Annotated in this window: 20 protein-coding genes and 5 riboswitches; of the genes, 6 read left to right on the forward strand and 14 right to left on the reverse strand. The window is 56.6% G+C overall.

What is annotated here, in order from left to right; translation table 11 throughout:
• Positions 1–30: 30 nt before the first annotated feature.
• From E0E41_RS06785 to E0E41_RS19105, 10 genes are all read right to left on the reverse strand, one after another.
• Positions 31–1,458, reverse strand: coding sequence for a hypothetical protein (locus E0E41_RS06785; protein ID WP_130869277.1), 1,428 nt, complete (start codon positions 1,456–1,458; stop codon positions 31–33).
• A 597-nt stretch (positions 1,459–2,055) separates the two neighbouring features.
• On the reverse strand, positions 2,056–2,400 hold the full coding sequence (locus tag E0E41_RS06790) for a hypothetical protein (RefSeq protein WP_021631872.1): 345 nt from the start codon (positions 2,398–2,400) through the stop codon (positions 2,056–2,058).
• 226 nt (positions 2,401–2,626) lie between these two features.
• Positions 2,627–2,883, reverse strand: a riboswitch (cobalamin riboswitch).
• A 558-nt stretch (positions 2,884–3,441) separates the two neighbouring features.
• A riboswitch (cobalamin riboswitch) is annotated at positions 3,442–3,635 on the reverse strand.
• A 176-nt stretch (positions 3,636–3,811) separates the two neighbouring features.
• Positions 3,812–5,278: a UPF0236 family transposase-like protein gene (locus E0E41_RS06795; RefSeq protein ID WP_007491039.1), complete on the reverse strand. Its 1,467-nt coding sequence runs from the start codon at positions 5,276–5,278 to the stop codon at positions 3,812–3,814.
• 230 nt (positions 5,279–5,508) lie between these two features.
• On the reverse strand, positions 5,509–6,441 hold the full coding sequence (locus E0E41_RS06800; protein ID WP_021631852.1) for a LysR family transcriptional regulator: 933 nt from the start codon (positions 6,439–6,441) through the stop codon (positions 5,509–5,511).
• Between the two features lie 23 nt (positions 6,442–6,464).
• Entirely contained in the window at positions 6,465–7,265 is an 801-nt protein-coding gene (locus tag E0E41_RS06805) for an ABC transporter ATP-binding protein (RefSeq protein WP_130869278.1), read from the reverse strand.
• On the reverse strand, positions 7,228–8,160 hold the full coding sequence (locus tag E0E41_RS06810; RefSeq protein ID WP_021631854.1) for an ABC transporter ATP-binding protein: 933 nt from the start codon (positions 8,158–8,160) through the stop codon (positions 7,228–7,230). The genes E0E41_RS06805 and E0E41_RS06810 overlap by 38 nt, the downstream gene beginning before the upstream one ends.
• 13 nt (positions 8,161–8,173) lie before the next feature.
• Positions 8,174–8,998, reverse strand: a complete 825-nt coding sequence (locus tag E0E41_RS06815; protein ID WP_024724851.1) for an ABC transporter permease — start codon at positions 8,996–8,998, stop codon at positions 8,174–8,176.
• A 2-nt stretch (positions 8,999–9,000) separates the two neighbouring features.
• Positions 9,001–9,945: an ABC transporter permease gene (locus E0E41_RS06820; RefSeq protein WP_034566845.1), complete on the reverse strand. Its 945-nt coding sequence runs from the start codon at positions 9,943–9,945 to the stop codon at positions 9,001–9,003.
• Positions 9,946–10,003: 58 nt separating this feature from the next.
• Positions 10,004–11,620, reverse strand: coding sequence for an ABC transporter substrate-binding protein (locus E0E41_RS06825; protein ID WP_021631857.1), 1,617 nt, complete (start codon positions 11,618–11,620; stop codon positions 10,004–10,006).
• Between the two features lie 93 nt (positions 11,621–11,713).
• Positions 11,714–11,848 carry a hypothetical protein gene (locus E0E41_RS19105; RefSeq protein WP_263639450.1) on the reverse strand — a complete coding sequence of 45 codons (135 nt, stop codon included), beginning with the start codon at positions 11,846–11,848 and terminating at the stop codon, positions 11,714–11,716.
• Positions 11,834–12,029, reverse strand: a riboswitch (cobalamin riboswitch). It overlaps the preceding gene by 15 nt.
• 193 nt (positions 12,030–12,222) lie before the next feature.
• Here E0E41_RS19105 and E0E41_RS06830 point away from each other — a divergent pair.
• The 6 genes from E0E41_RS06830 (at position 12,223) to E0E41_RS06855 (ending at position 18,562) form a co-directional block, all read left to right on the forward strand.
• Positions 12,223–13,047, forward strand: coding sequence for a nitrogenase iron protein NifH (locus E0E41_RS06830; RefSeq protein ID WP_007490275.1), 825 nt, complete (start codon positions 12,223–12,225; stop codon positions 13,045–13,047).
• The gene (locus tag E0E41_RS06835; protein ID WP_024724852.1) at positions 13,040–14,650 is read left to right on the forward strand and encodes a nitrogenase component 1; all 1,611 of its coding nucleotides are present in this window, start codon (positions 13,040–13,042) and stop codon (positions 14,648–14,650) included. Before E0E41_RS06830 ends, E0E41_RS06835 begins: the two co-directional genes overlap by 8 nt.
• A 98-nt stretch (positions 14,651–14,748) precedes the next feature.
• A riboswitch (cobalamin riboswitch) is annotated at positions 14,749–14,866 on the forward strand.
• A 219-nt stretch (positions 14,867–15,085) separates the two neighbouring features.
• Positions 15,086–16,213: an ABC transporter substrate-binding protein gene (locus E0E41_RS06840; protein ID WP_130869279.1), complete on the forward strand. Its 1,128-nt coding sequence runs from the start codon at positions 15,086–15,088 to the stop codon at positions 16,211–16,213.
• The gene (locus tag E0E41_RS06845) at positions 16,197–17,255 is read left to right on the forward strand and encodes a FecCD family ABC transporter permease (RefSeq protein WP_021631993.1); all 1,059 of its coding nucleotides are present in this window, start codon (positions 16,197–16,199) and stop codon (positions 17,253–17,255) included. The genes E0E41_RS06840 and E0E41_RS06845 overlap by 17 nt, the downstream gene beginning before the upstream one ends.
• A complete protein-coding gene (locus E0E41_RS06850; protein WP_021631994.1) occupies positions 17,252–18,040 on the forward strand; it encodes an ABC transporter ATP-binding protein in 789 nt (262 codons plus the stop codon). Before E0E41_RS06845 ends, E0E41_RS06850 begins: the two co-directional genes overlap by 4 nt.
• Before the next feature lie 9 nt (positions 18,041–18,049).
• Positions 18,050–18,562, forward strand: coding sequence for a hypothetical protein (locus tag E0E41_RS06855; RefSeq protein WP_024724854.1), 513 nt, complete (start codon positions 18,050–18,052; stop codon positions 18,560–18,562).
• 211 nt (positions 18,563–18,773) lie between these two features.
• Here E0E41_RS06855 and E0E41_RS06860 read toward each other — a convergent pair whose 3' ends face one another.
• From E0E41_RS06860 to E0E41_RS06875, 4 genes are all read right to left on the reverse strand, one after another.
• Positions 18,774–19,535: an ABC transporter ATP-binding protein gene (locus E0E41_RS06860; protein ID WP_021631996.1), complete on the reverse strand. Its 762-nt coding sequence runs from the start codon at positions 19,533–19,535 to the stop codon at positions 18,774–18,776.
• Complete coding sequence (locus E0E41_RS06865) at positions 19,536–20,636, reverse strand: FecCD family ABC transporter permease (RefSeq protein ID WP_198152298.1); 1,101 nt, start codon at positions 20,634–20,636, stop codon at positions 19,536–19,538.
• Positions 20,637–20,766: 130 nt separating this feature from the next.
• Entirely contained in the window at positions 20,767–21,804 is a 1,038-nt protein-coding gene (locus E0E41_RS06870; RefSeq protein WP_035300385.1) for an ABC transporter substrate-binding protein, read from the reverse strand.
• A 17-nt stretch (positions 21,805–21,821) separates the two neighbouring features.
• Positions 21,822–22,862 (reverse strand): ABC transporter substrate-binding protein, encoded by a 1,041-nt coding sequence (locus E0E41_RS06875; protein ID WP_021631999.1) that lies wholly within the window; start codon positions 22,860–22,862, stop codon positions 21,822–21,824.
• A 572-nt stretch (positions 22,863–23,434) separates the two neighbouring features.
• Positions 23,435–23,620: riboswitch (cobalamin riboswitch) on the forward strand.
• Positions 23,621–23,649: the final 29 nt, after the last annotated feature.

The following is a 23,649-nucleotide window of genomic DNA, read 5'->3' on the forward strand; positions in this document are numbered from 1 at the left end:
CACTTTTCCTATTTTATCCATATCCATTTTTTATTGGCAAATCAGCACAGTAATATACGGGGCCTCTTCTCCGGTCTGCGTGATGATCTGTAACATGTCTCCGGCTGCCATTGTAAACACATGCCCATCCGCAGCATCGCTAATCGTCTCGCCATTGAGCAACACACGCTCCATATCGGAGTACAGACGGTACTTGCCAGCGGCCACTACCTGGCTCCCCCCGTTGCTCGTATTCACCTCGTTCTCTCCTGTCGCTGCATCGGCAATAAACAGATCCTCCGTGATGCTGGCAGAGCCGCTCCCTGTCACCGCGTAGATGCCGCAAACCTCAGCGGAGGTCTCACCGAAGATACCGGGTGTGGGGATGGTGGTGTTATCCGTGCTGCTCATCAGTGCGGATGTATATACCCGGATATAACCGATCCTTATAAGCCCCGCAGGTGTGCCGTCCGGCTTTACCGCCCACGCAATGTCGAAGCCATCCCCACCCTGCGTGGTGGCCGCGGCGGTGTAGGGATTGATCGCCGTACCATAATTGCCGCCATTCACATGGATATCCGCATAGCCAAACTGATAGTCCGCGGTGGTATCCGTGTCCTTTACCAGTGTAACGCCGGTATAAGTCACGCTGGCGCCGTTAAAGGCGGAAGCGCCGACGGTCTGATCGCTGGAGACGGCGGACGTCTTCCACACGCCGCCGTAGTTCGCCGTGGTGGGGAACCACGCAGCGGCGCCAGCCTTGAACGTCCCGGTGAGTGGGAAGGAAACGCCGGGATTGCGCCCGTTCGGATCCGTGATGCTGTACTGAATATCGCTCCCGCTCAGGGTATAGGTGATGTTCACATCGCGAAGCGTATTGGGGTCATAGTACAAACTTCCGGCCAGCTCATACCAGGTCTTTCCATCTTCGGAGACCTGGACAGAGGCCGCCTCAGGGTTGCCGTTGAAGGCGTTGCCGTAGACGATAAAGTCCACGCCATAGGGATTGCTCGCGTCATCTTCAATATAGGCCTGGTTCCCTTCGCTGTCCCGCAGGGCATACTGGACGTAGCCGCCGCCGGCACCCAAGGAGACGCCGGTAGAAGAGAACCCGCCTAGAACCTTGGGGGTGCTGCCGGCCGTCGTGCTGCCGTCGGTATAAGGGCTGCCCCACATCGTGCCCCGGGCATACTGGCCCAGCGGCAGATACCCCTGCAAGACTCCGGTGATGGCGCCGCCGGCCATCTGTCCCTCCGGCGCAGCAAAGGTCAGCGTGTAGACGTTGTTGCTCTGGGCCGCATTCGCCAGCCTAATCACAATGCTGCCCCCGCTGTTGTTGGTCACCAAATACTTGGTGCCGCCCTCCGTTTCCTCCACAGGCGCAGACAGGGTGCCGCCAGTAACGGTGATTCCGTTCTCCTCGGCGCTGTCTACATAGAGGTAGAAGCTGGAGGGATAGTAGCCGTCTTCACTCGACACGATATCTCCTGTGTGATAAGCTTCGGAATCTACGGTTTCACTATCCCATACCACCGACAAAGGGCCTGCAGTATCAACGCTGATGCGGTCATGGTCATTGTCCATTACCGCTCCCGCACTGACCGTCAGCAAGCTGAATGCCATAGCCAGGGTCAGCAGCATCGCTGTAAATTTTCTGGTTTTCATACGTAAACCTCCTTCAAGTCTCTCCGTTGGATCGTTTCCCTTGTACTCCTGTTTACAACTCTTTTTGACTCTCACCGCCTCCTTCCGCTGAGAAGTCGCATTTTAATCAACCGTCAATGCGGCCGCCGCCGCGCTCCCGGAAAAAGCGCAGGGGCCGCCGCACCGATTGTCCCGTTCCCGCTGATCCTCTCCGCCCAAACACCAATACTGTTCCTGTGCAGTTGCCGCCCCGCATTGCTCCACGTCTCTCCGCTGTTGGTGGCTCGGCCGGCCTTGCCGACGTCCTGGCCTACTCCGCTCACGGAATATCGCTTTTGGTACTGGGTTATTCAATTGTCAGCCGCGTACCGGCCATATGCGACAGGCGATAGCCCGCTGAATGCTCAAAGAGAGATCGTCATAGGGGTTTCCCTATGACGGAAGAAGGGGATCCCCTTCTTCCTCCGGATTGCTCGCTGCTGTTCTGTTGCTCTGTGCACTCCCGCTCTCCGCCTGGCAACGGAACTCCTCCTTGAAAATCTGCCGCTTGGAGGTGGGCTTCTGCTTCTTCGGCGAGGGCAGTCCTGCTGACGTGATCACATTCTGCCAGCCGCCAAAGCGCGCCGCCTCGCTCCGGACATAATCCAGCAGCGCTTCGTCGCTGGCGTCACCATGCGCCTGGGCAAACTGGACGTTTCGCTGACGAAGCGCCTCCTTGGTCCGCCCAATGAGCTTTCTGCTGAGCTGCTGGTTGCCGATGAAATGCTTACCGTTCACAAAACAGCCTCCTGACTTGTGGCACAATCCGGCTACCCCGCAAACCTCTTGGGGCAATCGAAACAAAAAGACGGACGCATACCGATACGTCCGTCTTTCTCCTGAGCTTGCGAATAAAAAACGGACGCAAAATATGCGTCCGCTTCTGCTCCCATTTCGGGTAGAAGGGGCCACTTATTCAGTGCCCTCCTCACATTTGGCATTTATCTCAGAGCAACCCCAATGAATTGGGGGTAAGCTCCTAGTAGGTCTTCTGACTAATGTGTCCCGACGGGCTTAAAGCCCGCCTGCGCATATCCGCCGCCTTCCCAGCTAAGCCATTACGACCGCCAGTGACCTGCTTTCGCAGAAAACAGATATACTCCACAATCACAGCTATTGAATTGCACGTCCCCGTAGCTTTCGCCACGGCTCCTGCTGCAAAACATGTCCAGGAATTTCACCTGATTCCCTTGTTCAGAAACAAGGATGCGTGTCCGCTCCCTGACGGGAGTCGGGTCGCGCATTTGCCACAAAAGCCGGATTCATATTAAATTTTACAGGAAGGTGCATCCCACTCTGCCCATGCAGAACTCAGAAGCCATCCCCTTCAAAGAACTATCTTTTGTTAAACTTGCACTTTACAAATGGCTTTCTTTTGAGTTCATTATACAACTTTCCGCTCAAAATGCAAGGGGTAAACAGGAAAATTTTTCAAACACTATTTCGCGATCCTGATAATCGCCTTTTCGCCGAGCGCTGCGGTATAATAAAAAGCACATGGCCCACCCCTGCGCCGGGTTCAGGCCATGTGCTTCTCTTGTTCCGGCTGGAAAAACACATAATATTACCCACGATATTATGCGCCCTTTTCTTCCAGCCGATTGCTCCAAAATGACGCGAGACCTGCAGAAGAGTCCCGTGTCCCGTGTGGAGCAGCACGAAATAGGAGGGACAAGTGAATTCGGCAACAAAAAAACTGTATCCTGAAGGATACAGCAACAAATTCCACAGGTTCCTACTGTGGTTGAAACTGCACCCTCCCAGGTCCGGGGAGGCTTTTTTGTGCGTTATACACAGGCAGGTCTTCTGACTCAGACGTTCAAACGCACCTCTCCGTCTTCCCGGAACAAACATCCCAGTGACATAGCAGAGAGGCACTCCGCCAACACAGCAACGGCTTTGTGCGGGATTCTCACCCGGCTTCCCTTTTCACCCACCACAATTGGATGGACACCTGTGTACCAACTATATTCACTTGTTTTTTTATTTTATCAGGGTGCACTCGGAATGTCAAGATGGAACAAAAGAAAGTATGTGTAACAAAATCGTTGGCAAGGGGTGCTGGTACCAAAATTGGAGCCAGTAGAAAGTGTTGTTCAAGGTGAATGGCCTCGGCGTAAACCGGGCCAAGCGCACTCAGCCAGCACAGTCATTCTGTGGTGTGCATCTCGGACAGCGGGAAGAATTTGGTCAGGCAATACTTCGCGGCTGGATGGAGGTCACCAGCAGACAGTAAATGCGGTGGGATATAGATTTCACTCATCTGTTTGTTGGTTTGCTTTGCAGATATGGGAGCCGTTATTGTGTATAGCTTAGAGGGGGCCCCGTGGGCCGTCCAATCCCGCAGAACACGCCGCAGATGGCCGGTGCGGTGCAAGGCGAGCAAAGCCGCAAGGTTGTTGGCCCCGGCCACGCTCCAGCAGGTGCGGTTGTGCTTCATCCGGTTCCCAATAATGGTAAAGATGTTGCTCTCCATGCTCCCACACCGGGCGGGCTGCTGGCCCTCGTTGGGCAGCGGGGGTTTTCTTCCACTCCGTTGGTAGTATGGAATAAGGGATTTCCGGTAGTTGTTGAAGTAGGTAAACAGCTTCCGCCGCTTCTCTTGTTCGTCGGGATCCAGTGTGCTCTCAATAGATGCCTCCACCACAGCAATCGCTTCTTTGACTTTACGTGCATGAAATAGCTCCAGGATGGTTTCCTGGAGGTCTGGGTCATTCACACAGGTACGCACAGCCCGGTTCCGGTGGAACAAATCGAGCTGGTAGGTACATCCAGGCACCATATTCCGTTGCAGCCAGGTTCCGCCGTCGCTGTTAAAGACCCGTCGCTTCACGCAGTCCACAGCATAGAAGTCGGCCACTACACCCTCGGCGTGGCGGCGGAAGTGTTCCGCCTGTTCCATGCTGGCGTATGAAACCTTGTTGGCAAGGCTTCGCCGCCCGCTGGCGTCCTCGTAAATCCCGGAGTAGGCAATAGACACCTTCATCTCTTTGCTGGGGCCGTGTTCCAGCCGGTCTTTCCCTTGCAGAGCAAGGTACACGCCGTCCATCTCCTCATACAGTACCGGCGTTTCATAGGTCCCAGACCCACACTCGGCCTTTGCCGCCGCCGCCAGGCTGTCCACTCGGGCTTGCTCCCAGCTCCCAGCGTTCTGGACAATGCGCCAGACGCTCTCGTGGCTCAGGCTCAGCCCGGTCAGATCGTTGAGTGTGGCGGCTGCCGTCCGGTGACTCACCGCACAGGCCGCTTCCACCGCCATCATACACACAGTATCGCTGAAAAGGCCTACCGTGTCAAGGCCCATGCTCCTGTCCAGCAGGTATACCGTTGCCCTGGGCTGCTCCGCGGCCCCGGACAGCAGGTAGACATGGCGCTGGTACCCCACCTCGCCCATCACTGTTTTGAGCGTGGTGGGCCGGTAGCCCTTGTCCCGGTACATCCCACGGTCCCGCTGCCGAGCGAGCGTCCGATCCGCCTCCTCTATGCACTGGCGCATGATATTGCGGCCGAGGGAGAGAACGGCTTCGTACACCGCTTTCTCCAGTGTGGCGATGTCTACAAACTTCTCGCCCCACTGAAAAATCTGCTTGCCTTGTGTCTCTAACTTTGTTACCATTACCTTGGGACTCCTTTGCAGTAGGTGTTTGTTCTCAACTCACAATTCTACTGACTTTGGAGCCCCAAGGGAAGCGATGTTTTCACCGTTTCCCTTTTTCTTTTGCCTACGATAATTTTACACTAACAAAAGAAACGTGCGCCATCCGGCTCAAGCCGGACGGCGCATTTTTTATACAGTCTTCCGTGGATCCTGTGCCGGACACTTCAATAAAAACGAATCTAACGTTACTAAAGAGTCTTCTTTAACACTATAATATCGTCCCGCAGATAGTCCAGAAACACTGCCATGGCGGCTGAGACCGCCACATTCTTTTGCAGCAGATATCCGACATGGAGTGAGTCGGAGATCTCCTCTACCGGCATGGCAACAATCTCACCCATCCCGCTGTGGAAGGCATCGGCGTTGCTGTTGGTCAGGTCCGGACCTATGCTGAACGCATCGGTAAACCGAACCAGCGCCACCTTGCTGCACCGGTCGGAGACGTGAACGGTCTTTTCCGCAATCTGATGGAACACAACTTCTTCGGTGTATTCAGAGCGATCCGCCTCCTGGTCATAGGTTACGAAGGGGTATTGGAGCAGTTCGGCCATGCTGACCTTGTCCCGCTTCGCAAGAGGGTGACTTCTACGCAGGAAGGCATACGTTGGCAAGCGTTCTAACTCGGTGAAAGTCACATGGTTTATCTCAAAGGTCTTTTCCAGTGCTGGAATGTACTGGTCGTGCAGGGCCACCACCCCCACATCACTTTTTCCAGCAGCCACGTCACTAATAATGGTATAGGTTGGGCACTCCCGGATGGCGATATCATAGCTGTTCCAGGAGAGCTGCTCCATAAATCTCTGGAATGCCCGGACGGCAAAGGGAAGCCGCTGGGTCGAAACCGCGAACCGTGTAGGCGCATATCTCCGGTGGCGATAACGCCGTTCCAGGGCGCGGCTCTGCTCCACAATTTCGCGGGCATAGCGCAGGAAGTCCTCCCCGTCGGGGGTGGGCTGGATACCGCGGTTACTCCGCAGGAAGAGTTGAGTTCCAAGCTCGGCCTCCAGCTCCTTGATTGCGGAGGACAGGGTGGACTGAGAGATGTAAAGGGCCTTGGCGGCCGCAGAAAACGAACCGTGCTCCGCCACTGCAACCACATATTTTAGATTTTGAAGCGTCACAGAGGTCACCTCCCAATGGGCGTTTAATCCCTCATATAGGAAAAGTTCTCAATCAGTTCCCGGGTATAGGGGTGGGTAGGGGCATTCAGTACGGCCTCTGTCTCCCCTTGTTCCAGCAGCTTTCCCCGGTACATGATGCCAATCCGGCTGCTCGCGTGGCGCAGCAGATCGAGGTCGTGGGAGATGAGAAGATACGATACTCCGGTTCGGAGCTGAACCTGGTGTAGCAGATCCATGATCTGGGCCTGTACCGACACATCCAGCATAGAAGTGGGCTCATCCAGTACAATAAACTCAGGCTGGAGCAGCATGATGCGTGCCAGCACAATGCGCTGGATCTGGCCGCCGCTGACTTGGGAGGCCCGGCGCTCCAGCAGCTCCGGCTGAATGCCATAGGGCTCAATATGGGCGCGAATTATTTCATCCATATCCTGCTTGCCGGGCAGATCGTGGAGCAGAAAGGGCTCCCGCAGACTGTCCAGCACTGTCATCCGCGGATTTAGCGAAGTGTCCGGGTGCTGAAAAAGCATCTGAATGCGCCGGCGGTAGGGGAGCATCTTTCGCTGAGGAATGTACAAGAGGTCCGTCCCGTCATAGAGAACTGTCCCGGAGGAGGCCGGGAGAAGCCGGGTAATCATCCGACCCAAAGTGGATTTGCCACAACCGGACTCCCCCATCAGCCCATAAGTTTGTCCGGGCCCGATGGCGAGGGAAACATCGTCCACCGCCTTGTGGGTGCGTCCGCGAAGGCGGTTGGAGTGAAAACTTTTTGAGAGGTGCTGGACTTCAAGCGTAGCGATGGCAACACACGCTCCCTTCTCCACAGGGGATGGATTTCGGCTCTGTATGCCGGCAACGAGCCTCCGCGTAAGGGCACCGGGGATGGAATACGCAGCCGGAGGGCTGGTCGGTAAAGGCGGGAGAAAAGCCCGCCATAGGCTTCATGCCCAGGTGGGGCAGCGAGGCGATAAGCCCCTGGGTATAGGGGTGCCTAGGGTGCTCAAACAGTTCCCGCGCCGCGTTGGTCTCCAGGACACGGCCGCAGTACATGACAACGATACGCTCGCAGAATTTGCGGGCCAGCAGAAGGTCGTGGGTAATGACGATAAAGCCGACGCGGTACTGGTCCCGTACCATACAGAAGGTGTCGTAAACCTGATTGCGCACCACTGCATCCAGTCCCTTGGTGGGCTCATCTGCGATCAGCCATTGCGGACGTGCAGCCACAGCGATGGCTGTCAGTACACGCTGGCGCATGCCACCGGAGAGCTCGAAGGGGTAGGCACCTGCAATCTGCTTCGGGTCGGAAAAGGCCATCTGCCTGAGAAGCTCCAGCGTGAGTCTCCGGCAGTCTGGGGTACTTTTTCCAGCCAGACGGAAGACCTCCTCGATCTGGCGTCCCACCCGCACGCTGGGATTCAATGAGGTGGCCGGGTTCTGAGCCACCAGAGCAATCTCTCTGCCGCGGACTGTGCACAGCTCCCGCTCGGACAGGGCAGTGAGCTCCCGCTCTCCCAAAAAGATCTGTCCGGTGACAGAGGCGTTGGACTGAAGCAGTCCGAGAATAGACAGGCCCAGCACAGACTTGCCGCTGCCCGTCTCTCCAATGATGCCGGTGACCTGTCGCTCCGAAAATGCGAGGGAGACATGGTTGACGGCGGGAATATCACCCGAACGGGTAGCAAAGCGGACGCAGAGGTCCTTTGTATACAGTTCCATGTGCGTCCTCCCTTTACAGCATGCGGGCCGCGCCGTCATCGTGGTCAAGGCAGTCCCGGAGATAATCAGCAATCAAGTTGATGCTCAGGCAGAACAGAGTCAGGCAGGCCGCAGGGGCCAGTAGAACAAGAAAATCCTTCACATAGTAGAGCTTGGCGTCGTTAATCATGATCCCCCAGTCCGCTGCGGGTGCCCGCAGGCCCAGGCCCAGGTAGCTCATGGCGGCCACGGTGAGCACCGTAGAGCCGATCCGTGTGGCGATTAGAACCAGCAGAGGGAGCAAGATATTGGGCAGGATATGGCGCCGCATGATATAGAAGCTCCCGCCGCCCATGGCCCGTGCGCCCTCGATATAGTGCAGCTCGCGGATCTCCAGAACTTGATTGCGCACAATACGGGAGAATCCAGCCCAGGAGCTGACCACAATGGCGATCAGCAGACTGCGCATACCGGGGCCCAGCAGTCCCAGGATGGCGACCACAAAAGCGGCGCTGGGGATTCCTTGGAAGATATTGACCACAGCCTGAATCAGTTGATCTATCCATCCCCCCAGATAACCGGACACCAGGCCGATAGTCATGCCCAGCAACAGAGTGCATCCGGTGGCGAAGAAAGCGATGAACACAGAAGAGCGGCTGCCGTAGATAAGCCGGCTCAGCAGATCACGGCCGATATGGTCGGTACCCAGCCAGTGTTCAGTGGAGGGGGCGGCAAGGCCGTTGGCCATATCCACCGCGTTGGGGTCGCAGGGTGCCAGAAAATCAGCAAAGACCCCTACCAGCAGGAAAAGAACAAGCACAGTTAGTGAAAGGATGAACAAGACTTTTTTACCACGCATGCTCAGCCCCCCAATCGAATCTGCGGGTTCAGCCAGGCGCAGATCAGGTCGGCCAGCAGGCAGACCAGAACAAAGACAACACCGGTAAAAAGCACATAGCCCTGTATGGCGATATAGTCCCGATTATTGATGGCGGTGAGGGCGTAGCTTCCGATTCCTGGGACGGAAAATACGCTCTCCGTGATCATGGAGCCTCCCAGAAGACCGCCGAAGGTATTGGCGATATAAGTAATGGAGGGAACTAGAGAATTTCGCAGTGCATGACGGGAAATGAGCTGGCCCCTCCGCAGGCCCTTGGCCTGGGCGGTCAGAATGTAATTCTTGCTAAGCTCCCCCAGAATGGAAGAGCGAAGCAGCCGGATAACCACACAGGCCGAGCCGATGGAAATAGCAAGACAGGGCATGAGGAAGCAGGACAGTGTCTCCGCGCCGCTGGTGGGCAAGATACGCAGCTTTTGGGCGAACAGCCAGATCATAAAATAGGCTAGGCAGAAACCAGGAATAGACATCAGAAACACCAGTAAAACTCGCCCGAGCAGGTCAATGAATTTGTCCCGGAACAGTGTAAGCAGCAGGCCGCCAGCAAGCCCCACCACAGTAATGACCAGCAACGCCATTCCGCTCAGCAGGAGGGTGTTGGGCAGCAGCCGGAGAATCTCACCCAGCACCGGCTTGTCGTCAATATAGGATTCCCCTAGATCACCGTGGGCTGCGTTCCAGATCCAGCGCCCGTATTGCACCAAAATGGGATCATCTAACCCCATTTCCGCCCGGAGCTCCTGGATTTCCTCCTCAGTGGGGATATAGTTGGGATCGGCGCTGGCCCGATTGGTAGCGGGGTCTCCCCGTGCAACCAGCCCCAGACCGAAGGCCAGAAAGGTGATGCCGACCAGAATGGGAATTGTCCACAATATTTTTTTTGCGGTATAGCGCAGGGTTTGATTCAATGAAATTCCTCCCTTGAAAAACACCGCGCCAAAGCACAGCTTTGGCGCGGTGTGGCGGTTACTGCGCGTTCACCCAGGAAAGATGACTCAGATCCAAATGGTCACTGAAATCCTCGTAGCCTGTAATCTGCTCCTGATTGTAGATGAGGTTGCTGGTGTCGTAGAACAGAGGAATAACAGGCAACTCAGTGTTGGCAATCTCCTGGAGCTCCACGGCCAACTCATGGAAACGGTCGTCGTCCAGGGTGGTCTTCATCTCGGCCAGCAGCTCGTCCACGTGGGGGTTGCTGTAGGCCAAATGCTGGGATTTATTGTAAGACCCTTCGCTGCTCATATAGATATCCAGGAAGTGGTAGGCATTGAGGTTGGACATACCATGAGTCATGAAGTTTGCCCCCAGTTCACCGGCCTTGGACATCTCAGAGTAAGTAGAGGAGTCAATCACATTCACGGTGGCATCGATACCGATCTGGGAAAGCTGGGACTGGATATACTCCATCATCTCCTTATAAGGGCCGCGGTCCAGATACAGAGAGCGGGTATACATATCCAACGGAAGGCGCTCGTCCCCCAGCACCTCACGGGCCAGCTCCTTGGCCTTGTCCATATCATACTCTACGGGCAGTTCTACCCAGTCGGGGCACATACGGTTAATCAGGTTCTGCGTTGGCATGGCATAGCCGCCCCAGAGCTGGTCCACAATAAGCTGACGGTCAATGGCCAGACTTACCGCCTGACGCAAACGCATGTCGGAAAATTTGGTGCCCTCACCCTTAAGAAGCATTATATGGGTAATATTGGAGGTCTGCACCGCCATGGCAAAGCGGTCATCCTTGAGAAGCTCGTCCCCCAGGGCGGCAGGCATAGCCCCGAGGTCCAGCACCCCCATGACCTCCTCGCTGTCCAAGGCGGCATAGCGGGCCTGAGGGTCAGTGATGATGCGCACGCGGATATTCTTTGTTTTGGCGGGCTCTCCCCAGTAGCCGTCAAAAGCAGTGATATCAACGTACTCATCCTCTTTGATATCCTTGATAATATAGGGGCCAGTGCCGACAGGCTGCTCAGTGAAGTACCCGGTTTCCGTGTCCCAGGAGCCGGGGTAGAAAATACAGCTTGCAGTGTCCTTCATGTTAAATAACAGCCGGGGGATGGGGTCGGTAAAGCTGACATTGACGGTGTAGTCGTCGACCTTCTCACAGCCAATGAGGCCGGGGTAGAGCTCGTCCACCTTGAATGTAGTATACTGGGAATAGCCGCTCTCCATGAGCTTGTAACGGTTGAAGTTCTCCACCACGATATCAGCGTTGAAGTCCTCTCCATTCTGGAACTTAACGCCCTGCCGAAGGTGGAACGTCCAAACAGTGGCGTCTTCGTTGCGCTCCCAGCTCTCAGCCAGCACCCCCATGGGGTTTCCGCTCTCATCCACGGAGATCAGCGGTTCCCATGCACCCAGGAGCTTGTGGGAGAAATAGACATCCTCCAGACCAGGGGCCAGAGTACGGGCACCAGCCAAAACGATCATATCGTCTGCGGTGTGACCGGCGGATGCGGGTTCCGCGCTGGGGGAGGGGGCAGTTGAGGGGCTCTCTTGGGTGGCGGGGCTGCCGCAGGCCACCAGAGACAGGGCAAGTGCCGCGCTCAGCAGCGCAGCAGTCAGGCGTTTTTTCAGATTCATAGAATCCTCCTTCTTTCGGTCCAACTTATATCTGGAAACGCGCAAGTCCTGCGGATGCAGAAAATGTGCCGGTTCCACGGCCGTCTTCCAGAGTCAGACCCCATAAGAGGAAAAAAAGCAGACCATTAAAGGTCCGCTTCGCACAAACAGCGTTTCCGGGTTTCCAGCGGAAATCACCTGTCCCATTTGTGTCGAGAGGCCTTGACCGGAAGCATCAACATACTTCATCAAGCAGGTTTCCTGGCTCACAGATCGCCGCACTGACACGCCTTCTCGTGTAATTTACACAATGGCATATGTGAAAGTGCTCCCTGTTCACAGTGACCGGATCGCTCGGGACTTCCACCCGATTCCCTTTTCTCCGCTGAAACGCACAAACAAAGCGGACACTTGACGAAAAACAATATTTTATTGTGGATATTATCATAGCAATCTTTCCCACGGAAGTCAAGCAGATCCCCCAGGGAAGCCGCAGGCACGGGCAGATCTGCTATCGGAAAAACCAATATTCAATAAGGGAAAATGGAAATAGTGGAAGATGTCTCCGCTGTGATATAATTAAAAATTACAGACAACATGCAAGGGAGGCGCAGAAAGTCAAGATGTTGCGTATTGCGTTTTACGGAAAAGGTGGGATCGGGAAGTCCACCGTGGCCGCCCATCTCTCCGCGGCCTTTGCCCGAACGGGGAAACGGGTGCTTCACATCGGCTGTGACCCCAAGGCGGACTCTACCCGCTGCCTGACGTCGGGACGAATCCCAACTGTGCTGGAGACTCTGGGGAGGTCGGAGGAGCTTCTAGCCCGGGAGCAGCTTGTCTTTCCCGGGGCGTTCGGCGTCTCCTGTGTGGAGGCAGGAGGTCCCCAGGCCGGCGCGGGGTGCGCCGGCCTGGGCATCACCGCCATGGCGGACGAGCTCAACCGGCTCGGCATTCTGGAGGAGCCCTGGGACGTGGTGGTGTACGATGTCCTGGGCGATGTGGTATGCGGAGGGTTCGCAGTGCCCATGCGAAAACATTTTGTAGACCGGGTATACCTGATCACCTCTGCCGATTTCATGGCGCTCTACGCCGCCAACAACATCATGCGCGGAGTCGCCCGCTATTCCGGCGCCGCTCCCCTGTTGGGCGGGCTGATCCAAAACCGCAGCCACGGAGCGGGAGAGGATGCCTTGGTACGCTCCTTCGCAGAGCAATCCGGGACCAGAGTCGTCGGTATCCTGCCGGAAGACCGCCAGCTCCGAAGAGCGGATTATCTGCATACCACCGTACACCATCTGGAACCGGACGGGGCGGCGGCCATGCGCTTTCTGGAACTGGCCCAGCGGCTCTGGGATACCCAGCCCACCAGCCCCCGGCCACTGGGGGACGAGGCACTGGAGGCATTCTGCCGCCGGGCAGCAGAACAGGAGGTGGAGGGGCTTGCGTGACGCCTGCCGTGTGGAAGTCTATTCGGCGGAGGGGGGCGGGAAGCACTTTATGACCCTTCCGGAACGCATTTGGCAAAGGGGAGACCTTCTTCTGGCGGCTGCCGGTTCTCTGGCCTGTGTGCGGGCGCTTTACCTGCGCGCGGCAGAGCTGGGGAAACTCCACCAATTCCTGCCCTGCCCGCTGACGAGGGCGGACTACGCCGCCGGCCAGGCAGCGGAGCATCTGGCAGCCAGGCTTCGGGAGGCCGCACGCCGCCCCGGCGTAGGCGGGGTCGTGCTCTACGCCTCCTGTGCCGAGGTGCTGACGCAATGCGATCTGGAACAGGTTGCGGAGCAGGCTGGCCTTCCCGTCCGGATTCTGCTGCGGGGGCCTCTGGTGGCCCGCACCCGGAATGCCGTGGCAGAGTTGGAGCAAATTCTGTCCACCTTTCCCCCGCCTGTGGGGGAAATTCCCCGGGGCAGCGCGCCGCTGCCCGTTCTGCCGCCGGATTTCAGCGGAGTGGCGTCCCTTCTCCAGAGCTGGGACGCCTACCCCTTTCTGTTGACTGCCGGAGGATGCACCGGATGTCTGACACTGGGGGACGACGCCACCGCCGGACTGCGTCTGGAACATTCACGGTTTGATGATCTGGAGCTGGCCGCGGGCTGCGAGGCAGCGGCAGTCAACGGAATTGCGAGAGGCTTTGCGCACAGCGGCCGCGCTTTCTGCGGCCTTATGGGGAGTGCAATTCCCGAACTGCTCGGCATGGACTATACCGGGATACAGGAGAGTCTGGCCGAGCGGGGGGTCCCGGTACTCAGGTTCCCCTGCACCGGATTTGAGTCCGCACCAGTGGGCGTGGACCGGGCCCTGCGGAATCTGGCCACTTGGAGGCGCCCGGAGGGGCGTGACAACCAGAGGATCTCTATTCTGGGCTATTCCGATCTCGCGCTGGGCTCCAGACAGCCGCTGCGCCTCGGGGCGGAGGCTTTGACCACCCGGGGGTATCAGGTCTGTGTCTGGGGGGAGGAAGGTTTTGGGGGCGGAGAGCTCCGGTCTGCGCCGGCCCTGAACTGGGTGGTGACGGCCGAAGGATTGGGGGCGGCACGGCAAATGGAGGCCGACTATGGAATCCCCTATTTCTGCGGCCTGCCGCTGGAACGCTATGGACTGGAGCGATGGCTGTCCCGTTTCTCCACGGCGGCAAAGGGGGCCCCGCCAGAGAAGCCGGTGGAACATGAAACAGGGAACCGCACCCTTCTCCTGATCGGAGCGCCCATTGCAACGGAAGGACTGGCCTGGGCGATCCGGGGGGAATATCCGAATTGCCGGATCCTCCGCGCCTTCTATGCCCCCTACCGGACTTTAAAGGAGCTTTACCGGCCCTTTCTCACCGCAGATACGCTTCTGTTTGGCGATCCGGCGGAGCTGGCCGCTTGGGCGACGCCCGATGTCCTGCTGGCAGATCCCCTCTTTTTCCCCTCCCTGCGGCCGTGGTTTCCACGGGCGGAGCTTCTGGCCTGTCCAGAGCCCGGAGTGTGCGGCAGGGGTGGACTGCCCGCACGGTGGCTGGAGGATGTGGCGTGTGTGATGTCGGCTATTGGAAAAAGTCATACCTGGTAATGGAAAAATGCACTTCTCCCGGTGGTTGCCGGATGGCGGCCGACGTGCTATACTGTAATCACAAAGTTCAATATAGAAAAGGCATTGGAGCATTTCATGGAAACCGGTGAAAGTCCGGTACGGTGCCGCCACTGTGAGATGGAGCATCCCCCACAATGACACTGAGCCGACAGGCTTGGGAAGTCGGGGTGATGCGGAGAAGTCGAGTCAGGATACTTAAATGCTCCGGGACACCTGGTATCTAACGAGCCATTAGATGAGGGTGCCGCGGGTTGCTCTGCGCTTTTTGCGGTACGCTTCTTTTGGAACACCTTCTCTTGTTCAGATACAGGAGAAGGTGTTTATTTTTGCCGGGGAGCAGGACCGGGACGTCCGCCCTGGCCTCAGGCCCCCTGGACAGAGAATTTAAATTGGAACAGGAAAGGAATGGTACTTATGAAACGACATTTACACCGCCTCGGGGCGGCCGCCGTGTCCGGCGCGCTTCTGGCCTCCCTGCTGACTGCCTGTGGAGGGGGGATCACCGCGGAGACCCCGTCTGTTGTACCGGAATCCCCCGCACAGCAGACGGAGCAGGCTGTGGCGGAAACCCGCACCGTGACGGATGCGGCGGGCAACGTGGTGGAGGTTCCGGCGGAGCTCAGCCGCATCGCGGTTACCCCGCTGCCCTGGTCCTCCGTGATCTATGCCATCGACGGCACCTCTGAGCACATGGTCTCCATCAACCCCGGCGCCATGACCGCCTATACCAACTGTTTTTTCTCCAAGCTGGACAGCGGTTATGCGGAGCTGGACACCACCAGCATCGGCTCCGACTTCTCCATCAACATGGAGGAAATGGTCAGCCGAGGCGTCCAGGCTGTGGTGATCTGGGACTATCAGACCGAGGAAGCGGAACAGCTCAAGGCGCTGGGCATCACGCCGTTTATGGTGAAGAACGAGACCATCGAGGATCTCCAGGCCAGCTTTACCGCCATTGGTCAGATGTTGGGCAAGGAGGAGCGGGCCGAGCAGTTCAACACACTTTATACCGAGGCGTATGAATATCTGCAGTCCTTCCAGGAGCAGGTGAATGCCGCGGACAAGCCCAAGGTGCTCTATCTGCGCAATGCCGAGCTGAAGCTGCAGGGCAACGACATGTTTATCGCGGAGGCCCTGGAGCTGGCAGGTGCAGACAATGTGGCCGCCGATCTGTCCAGCATCACCATGGAGGAGATCCTGGCCATTGACCCTGATATCATTCTGATGAGCAATTTCGACTCCTTTACACCGGCGGATCTGTACGAGAACAGGCTGGATGGACAGGACTGGAGCCAGGTATCCGCCGTACTCAATCACCGCGTCTATAAGACCCCCATGGGTATCTACCGCTGGGACGCCCCGGGCGTGGAGACTCCGTTGATGATGCGCTGGCTGGCCCAACTGATTCAGCCGGAAATTTTTGCCGAGATCGATATCGAGCAGGACACCAGGGCCTTTTTCCAGGACTATTTCGGCTACAGCCTGACGGATGAAGACCTGGCCCAGATCTTTGCCGCCGATGCCAATGCGGACAGCCAGTAACCCAGCCCCGGCCCTGGAGCAAACACCCCGCCGGCCCTGCTCCTTTCCGGTTCTGTTTCTGGGATGTCTGGCCGCGCTGCTCATCCTGACCATCCTGGCCATCGGAGTAGGGCGCTATGCCATCTCCCCGGCGACCGTGGTGCGGGTGCTCCTCTCCAGATTCCTGCCCATCCCGGCCACCTGGGAGGGACAGGCGGAGAGCGTCATTTTTACCCTGCGTCTGCCCCGCATACTGGCTGCCCTGCTGGTGGGGAGCGCCCTCTCCCTCTCTGGAGCGGCCTACCAGGGGGTCTTTAAAAACCCCCTGGTGGCGCCCGACATGCTGGGCGTTTCGGCTGGCGCCTGTGTGGGTGCCTCGGTTGGAATCCTGATGAACGCCGGCGGAGTGGGAATTCAGGCCGGAGCGCTCCTGGGCGGCCTGGCTGCCGTGCTGCTGGCCATCGCCATCCCAAAGGTCATCAAGAATCAATCCATGATGACCCTGGTGCTGGCAGGCGTGATTATCAGCGGGCTGATGAACGCTATTCTGGGCCTGCTGAAATATCTGGCCGACCCGGAGACGCAGCTCGCCTCCATCACGCACTGGCAGCTTGGCAGCCTGGCGACTGCAGTGTGGCGGGATGTGTTCACCATGGGACCACCGATTTTGGCTGCAATCATAATTCTCCTGCTGATGCGGTGGCGGATCAACATCCTCTCTCTGGGCGAGAATGAGGCCAAGTCGCTTGGCATGGATATTCGGCGTGCCCGTGGGATCATCATTTTCTGTGCCACGATGCTCACCGCCTGTGCCGTCTGCACCAGCGGAACGATCGGCTGGATCGGGCTGGTAATCCCCCATTTTGGGCGGATGATGGTGGGGCCGGACAACCGCAAGCTGATCCCCCTATCCGCGGTACTGGGGGCTGCGTTCCTTCTGCTGATTGATACCCTGGCTCGGGTGCTCACCAGCGCGGAGCTCCCATTGAGCATCCTGACCGGACTTATCGGGGCCCCTTTTTATTTCTATCTCCTGTTGAAACAAAGGATGAAGCTGTCATGATTCTGGAAGTAGAACATCTGTCCTTCGCCTACCGGCCGGAACGCCCCCTGTTTTATGACGTGAGCTTCGCCTTTGAGCAGGGACAGGTTCTCTCTATTCTGGGGGCAAACGGAGCGGGCAAGTCTACCCTCCTCAACTGTATTGCAAATCTGCTGCTCCCTCAGCAGGGGGAAATCCGTCTCCACGGGACGCCTCTCTCTCGGCTGGAACTGCGGGAGATTTCCAGAATCATCGGCTATGTTCCCCAGAGCCACACCCCCGCTTATGATTATACAGTACGGGATTTTGTAGTCATGGGCCGGGCCCCTCACCTGGGAACCTTCCAGCAGCCTGGACGTGCGGACTATGACCTGGTGGACGCCACGCTGGAGGAGATGGGCCTGCTCCCGCTGGCCAACCGGCCCTATACGGAGCTCAGCGGCGGGGAACGCCAGCAGGTAACCATCGCCCGGGTAATCGTTCAGCAGCCGGAGCTGATCCTGCTGGACGAGCCCACCAACCATCTGGATTACGGCAATCAGCTCCGGGCACTCTCCATGGTGCGCGCCCTGGTGAAGCGGGGCTTCGGCGTCATTATGACCAGCCACAATCCCGACCATGTGCTTCTGCTGGGCGGGCAGGTTGGTATTCTGGGGAATGACGGCCGTTTTCTGGTCGGCAATGCAGAGGAGGTTATGACGGAGGAGCGGCTTCGTGCGCTCTACCGCAGCGACCTCTACTTAACCTATGTGGAGCGGGTGGGGAGAAAAGTCTGTATCCCCGGCCGCTTGAAATCGGATGAATAGGAGGGTAAGATGGAGTCGATCGAGGTTTTGGAGGAGGGGAAGCTTCTCTCCTTCCGATTCGATGAGATGCTGAACTATCACGGCCCCGGTTTCCCGGGTGGCGTGGCCCACGGATTTAAGGTCATGCAGAGGGCGTTTCCGCTGCTGGACGACGGGAACCTGCTGGAGCGCAGGGAGATCTCGTTCGTGACGGCTTTTCCAGGGCCGGGGGCGCGGGATGCCTTTGAGCTAGTCACCCGCTGCCTTACGGACGGCAGGTATGTGGTGGACAAGGAGCTCCCCGAGGCGGCGAACGAGCTGGAGAGTCCCGGCGGGCGCTATTACTTCCGGTTGAGCTACCGCGGGCGTTCCGTCGCAGTCACGCTCCGCCCCGGCTACGTGCGGGAGGAATTCATTCAACTGGCCCGCAAGAAGGGGCGCACGGAGGCGGAGGAGCGTGTGCTTGCCGGAATGAAACGCGACATGGCCGCCCGCCTGATGGCGGCCAAAGCGGAGGATATTTATCGAGCTGAGCGGCTTTAAGTGAAGTCGAACGTAAAAACATGCGCCATGGAGATTCCCGAAAGGGCCTATGGCGCATGTTTTTACTTCGTAATTTAATGGGACACACCGTAAAAGGATGCTACAGGCAGATATGTAAACGGAGCGCAGAGCAGGATTGGAATGTCACCTTAGTGAAGGTAAGAGCCCTATCTGTTGTCATCTCGCTTCTCTTGATGCCGTTCGGCCTGCATCAGCAGACAAAGACAATCGTTTTTCGTTTAAGCTCAGGGACATCTACCAAGACGGATTCCACCCCAAAAACCGTCCGGATCAGATCCGGTTCCAAAATGGTTTCCGGTGTTCCCTCGGCCACAACTGCGCCACGGCTCATAACATAGAGGTAATCACAATAGTCGATAGCTAAGTTGAGATCGTGCATAGCCGCAAAGACCTCGATACCCAGGCTCTTTACAACCCGGAGGATCTGGAGCTGATATTGAATATCCAGATGGTTAGTAGGCTCATCCAGGATCAAAGCCTCCGGCTGCTGGGTGAGGGCCCGCGCCATCAAAACCCGCTGGCGTTCGCCGCCGGAGAGCGTGTTGAATTTGCGGTTGGCCATTCCCTCCATTCCAACCAGCTCCAGCGCCTTCCAGGCTAATGCATAGTCCTCGTCGTTGTCTGTCTCCATCAGCTTCTTGTGGGGGGTACGTCCCATGAGGACAACCTCCTCTACCCGAAAGTCAAAGTTCAGCGTACTCATTTGTGTCATAACTCCCAGGCGGCGGGCGGATTCCTTCAAGGAGACTTCTTCCAAAGCCTTCCCATCCAGCAGCACAGTCCCGGAATGGGGCTTGAGCACTCGGTAAATCGTCTTGAGCGTAGTGGATTTCCCGCTACCGTTTGGTCCCACAATACCAACAAACCGCTTGGACTTTACCTCTGCACTGACATCATGAATAATGGTCTTTCCCCCGATCGCCACCGATAGATTTCGTACTTCCAGATCCATTTACTCATCTCCAAATCCATAGGATTTCGTCAGCATCAGCCAAACAAAGAAAGGGCCGCCAATCATGGCCGTGACAATACCGATGGGAAGCTCCTCGTTCCCCAACACCATACGGGCTGCCACATCACACCAGATCAAAAAAATAGATCCGACTATCGTTGATAACACCAATACCCTGCGGTGATCGGAACCTACAAGCATACGCACAACATGGGGGATAATCAGCCCAACAAAGCCGATTGTTCCTGATACAGCTACTGCAACACCGGTGATTGCGGAGGAAAATACCAGATAGACCTTTCGGATGGTTGCCACCTGAATGCCGAGGGTCAGGGCGGACTCGTCTCCGATTAGAAGCGTGTTGAGTACACGGAATTGGGTAAGGAAAAAAGCGACGCCAAGCAGCACGACAACAAAAGGAATGCCAAGCAAATTCCAGGAGGCCGAGGTCATTCCCCCCATTGTCCAGAACGTGACAGAGCGGATACCTTCGGCATCGCTCGCCGTATAGATAACAAAATTGGTAAAGGCGGAGCAGATCGCACTGACAGCCATACCGGCTAACAACAGTTTAATGGTGTTCCCCTTGGATTTTCCGGAAAACGCCACGGTAAAGACAAATAGCGCGGTGACCAGGGAGCCCAGGAACGCACCCACGGACACACCATAATTCCCAAACCAGGAGAAAGCCCCCAGGAGGATCGCCAGTGTGGCACCCAGTGAAGCGCCGGAGGAAAGCCCCAATACATAAGGATCCGCCAGTGGATTGCGGACTACCGCCTGCATCACCACACCAGAGACAGACAGACCTGCCCCCACCACCATTGCCATCAAGACGCGTGGAAACCGGATATTCCAAATGATATCTGCGGTTGTACTCTGGAGGAGTTCGGCATACTGGGCGGGCTCACTCCGGAAAATACGGCAGACCAGAATGCGCGCCACATCAGGAATGGCGATATCCACAGGGCCGAACGTAATGGAACTCAGGACGGATAATAGCAACAGGACCAGCAGTACCACGACCCATAGGGTCAATGGAAAGCGTCGGCGGCCGGCATTTAGGCTGGTATTTGCAATAGATGGCTTTACCTTGGTCATATTCATTCCCCTTTTTCCGCGGTTCGGCGTTTGCTTGGAACGGTTCGGGCGGCCCACCCTCTGCGTGTGGGCCGCCCGAACCAGCCTCTGCATCTACAGCCCTATGGGATGGCAAATGCAATTCTGAGAGTTATTCTGTAAAAAGTTCGGGATAAAACCCCTCGGCCAATGTTTCAATTGCCTCTATGGTGCGGGGCCCTCCGCAATAGAAAGCTGCATGATCCAGCACCACAAAGCGATCATTCTGAACAGCCTGAAGGCTCTGGAGGACCGGATTGGCCTTGATCGCATCGATTTTTTCCTGGGCAGGTGAGGAGGAGAGATCCAGTATGACCAGGACATCGGGGTCCAAACTCAACAGGACCTCCATGCTCTGCTGTCCATTATCGTTGGCCTGAATACCACCGGCCAACTCGGTCAGATTGGTATTGAAGTCCGTACCCCCCCGGCCCAGGAACTCATTCTCATAGACATACTGTACGGTGACAACTTGAACACGCTCGGACTCCGGGATAGTGGATACCTTCTCCTGGATGTCAGCAATTCGGTCCTTCATATCCTGAATCATGGCTTGGGCCTTATCTTCGATATCAAAAATCTGGCCAAGCTTCTCGATATCATCGTAAAGGAAATCTACGGTGCGATTGCCAAGCCCACTGACGGTGTTGTTCATCAGGTAGGTATGCACTCCTCGTTCATGCCAGTCGTTAACTGCACCAAGCGCATCCTCTGCAAAGAGAGACCCCCAGCCTACAATCAAATCTGGCTTCTGATCCAGCACAACCTCTTTTGAGGGATAGCCGGACTCCGCAATAAAGGGAATGGAGTTGTACTCATCAGCCATCCGTTCATAAACAGGGCTGAAGCGGTGGGCAGTCGCCACAATTTTATCCGTCAGGCCCAATGCAATCAGCAGTTCGGTGTTGGCCTGAGAGATGCTGACAACCCGCTCAGGGCAGGCTTCAAAAGTCTGTTCCACGATTTCGCCGTTCTGATCATAGGTCTCCACCGTGACCGGATAGTGGTTGTCTGCCTCTACGCCGTTGGATTCAACCGGAGTTTGAGAAGTTGCAGGAGAAGTTTCTTCTCCTACAGGCTGCCCGCCGCAGGAAACCAGGCCGAGCATCATGCTCAGCGCCAGCAACAGCGCTGTCAGTCTCGTTTCCATGTTACTACTCCTTTCGGTCATTCAGAGAAGAGTTCCGGGTAAAAACCACATGCCAGGGATTCGATCGCATCGATGGTTTCATAGTTACCGCCATAGAAGTCGACGTAATCCAGCGAAACAAAACGGTCATTTTTGACGGCGTTAACTTCGCTGAGGGATGGATTACTCTTGAGCGCATCGATTTTTTCCTGTGCGGGAGAGTCGGTCCGGTTAATAATCACAAGGACATCCGGGTTCAGTGCAATCAGGTTTTCGATGCTCTGCTTTCCAAAAGCCTCGTCCAGGCAGATGCCACCTGCCTTCTCAATGAGGTCATACGTAAAATCCGTATCCTTACGCCCAAAGAATTCATTTTCATAGACCATCTGAACGGTAAGAACGGTTACCTTGTCCGTATCCTCCAATGTGGACACTTTGTCGGCAATAGCCTGCTCCCGCGTCTTCATATCGGAGATCATTGCCTGGGCCTTATCTTCAATTCCGAAAATTTCCCCCAGCTTCTCAATGTCGTTGTAGAGGCGTGACACCGTGCGCCGCCCCTCTACGCCGGAGGCGCTGTTATCTACGATGTAAGTGGCGATTCCCCGCTCGTTCCAGTCCTGCACACTGCCGAGAGTATCCTCAGTAAACGTGCTCCCCCAGCCGATGATTAGATCCGGCTTTGCATCCAGAACCACTTCCTTGGAGGGACTATCATTGTCTGCAATGAATGGCAGGGCCTCGAACTCGTCCCGGTACTTCTCATTGACATCTCCAACACTTCTACAGGCCCCCACAATCCGGTCTCCCAGTCCCAGTGCTAACAGAAGCTGGATTGCCTGAGGCTGATTGCACACGACCCGTTCCGGTGCTTTTTCAAAGGTTTCGGCGTAGAGCGTGCCGTTTTCGTCGTAAACCTGCACAGTAACAGGATAATTTCCCTCTACTGGCTGCCCGGTCTCCACAGGCGCGGAGGTCTCCGGTGGGAGTGTGGTCTGGGCCGATGGCGCCCCGCAGGACGCCAAGCTGATGGTCATTACGAAAGTCATCAGCAGAGACACCCATTTCCCTTGTTTCATATGTGTTCCTTCCTTTCCTGTTCAGATGCGATACTCTATGTCCACCGCAAGCTGCGGCTGACAACATTTCAGTCGTACTTCCAAGGATACCTGGGCGCAGGCATAAAAATACTCTGCCCCCTGGACATGGGGCAGAGTATTTGTCAGCAATAACAGTCTACAGCAACCTGCGTCCATCCCATCTCTCAGAGGTACGGAAACGGCAAACAGACCATGTGCAATATCCCGACTTGACCCATCCGCCGTTTCCTATGGCGGTACCTAATCCAGCGCCTTCCCAAGGCAATGGGATGCCCCAGTGGCAAAATGCTGTTTCGTTGGTCACACGGTTGCTGAGTACAGTTCCAGATTCTCACTGGAGAGCCATTTGATACAGCTCTTCGCGCTAAAAGTGCGATGTTCCTGCGCACGACCTTTGTCCTATTCTATTTTATGAGTACTTCTCCGTGCCTTCCATCGCCCGGATTGTGATGCTATTATAGCACCTCTGGACGAATTTTGTAAAGCGAGACTTTTTTGTCGGCTAGGCTGAACGGGCCTTTTCTTTCCGGCCGGGCTGTGCTATAATCCCCTCATATACGTTTTCAGCAAGTGGCCAGACTCCGTCTGGTTAGAGGGAATCGGGTGCAACTCCCGAGCGATCCGGTCACTGTAAGCGGGGAGCGTGCTGCAGATCGCCATTGCATGTTTCACATGTGAGAAGGCGCAGCACGTGACGAGCCGCAAGCCAGGAAACCTGCTTGCTGAATTTGTGGGGACGCTTCCGGTGAAAGCTGCTCCACAGGCC

The sequence above is a fragment of the Intestinimonas massiliensis (ex Afouda et al. 2020) genome, assembly GCF_900626285.1.
Classification (GTDB): Bacteria; Bacillota; Clostridia; order Oscillospirales; family Oscillospiraceae; genus Flavonifractor; species Flavonifractor massiliensis_A.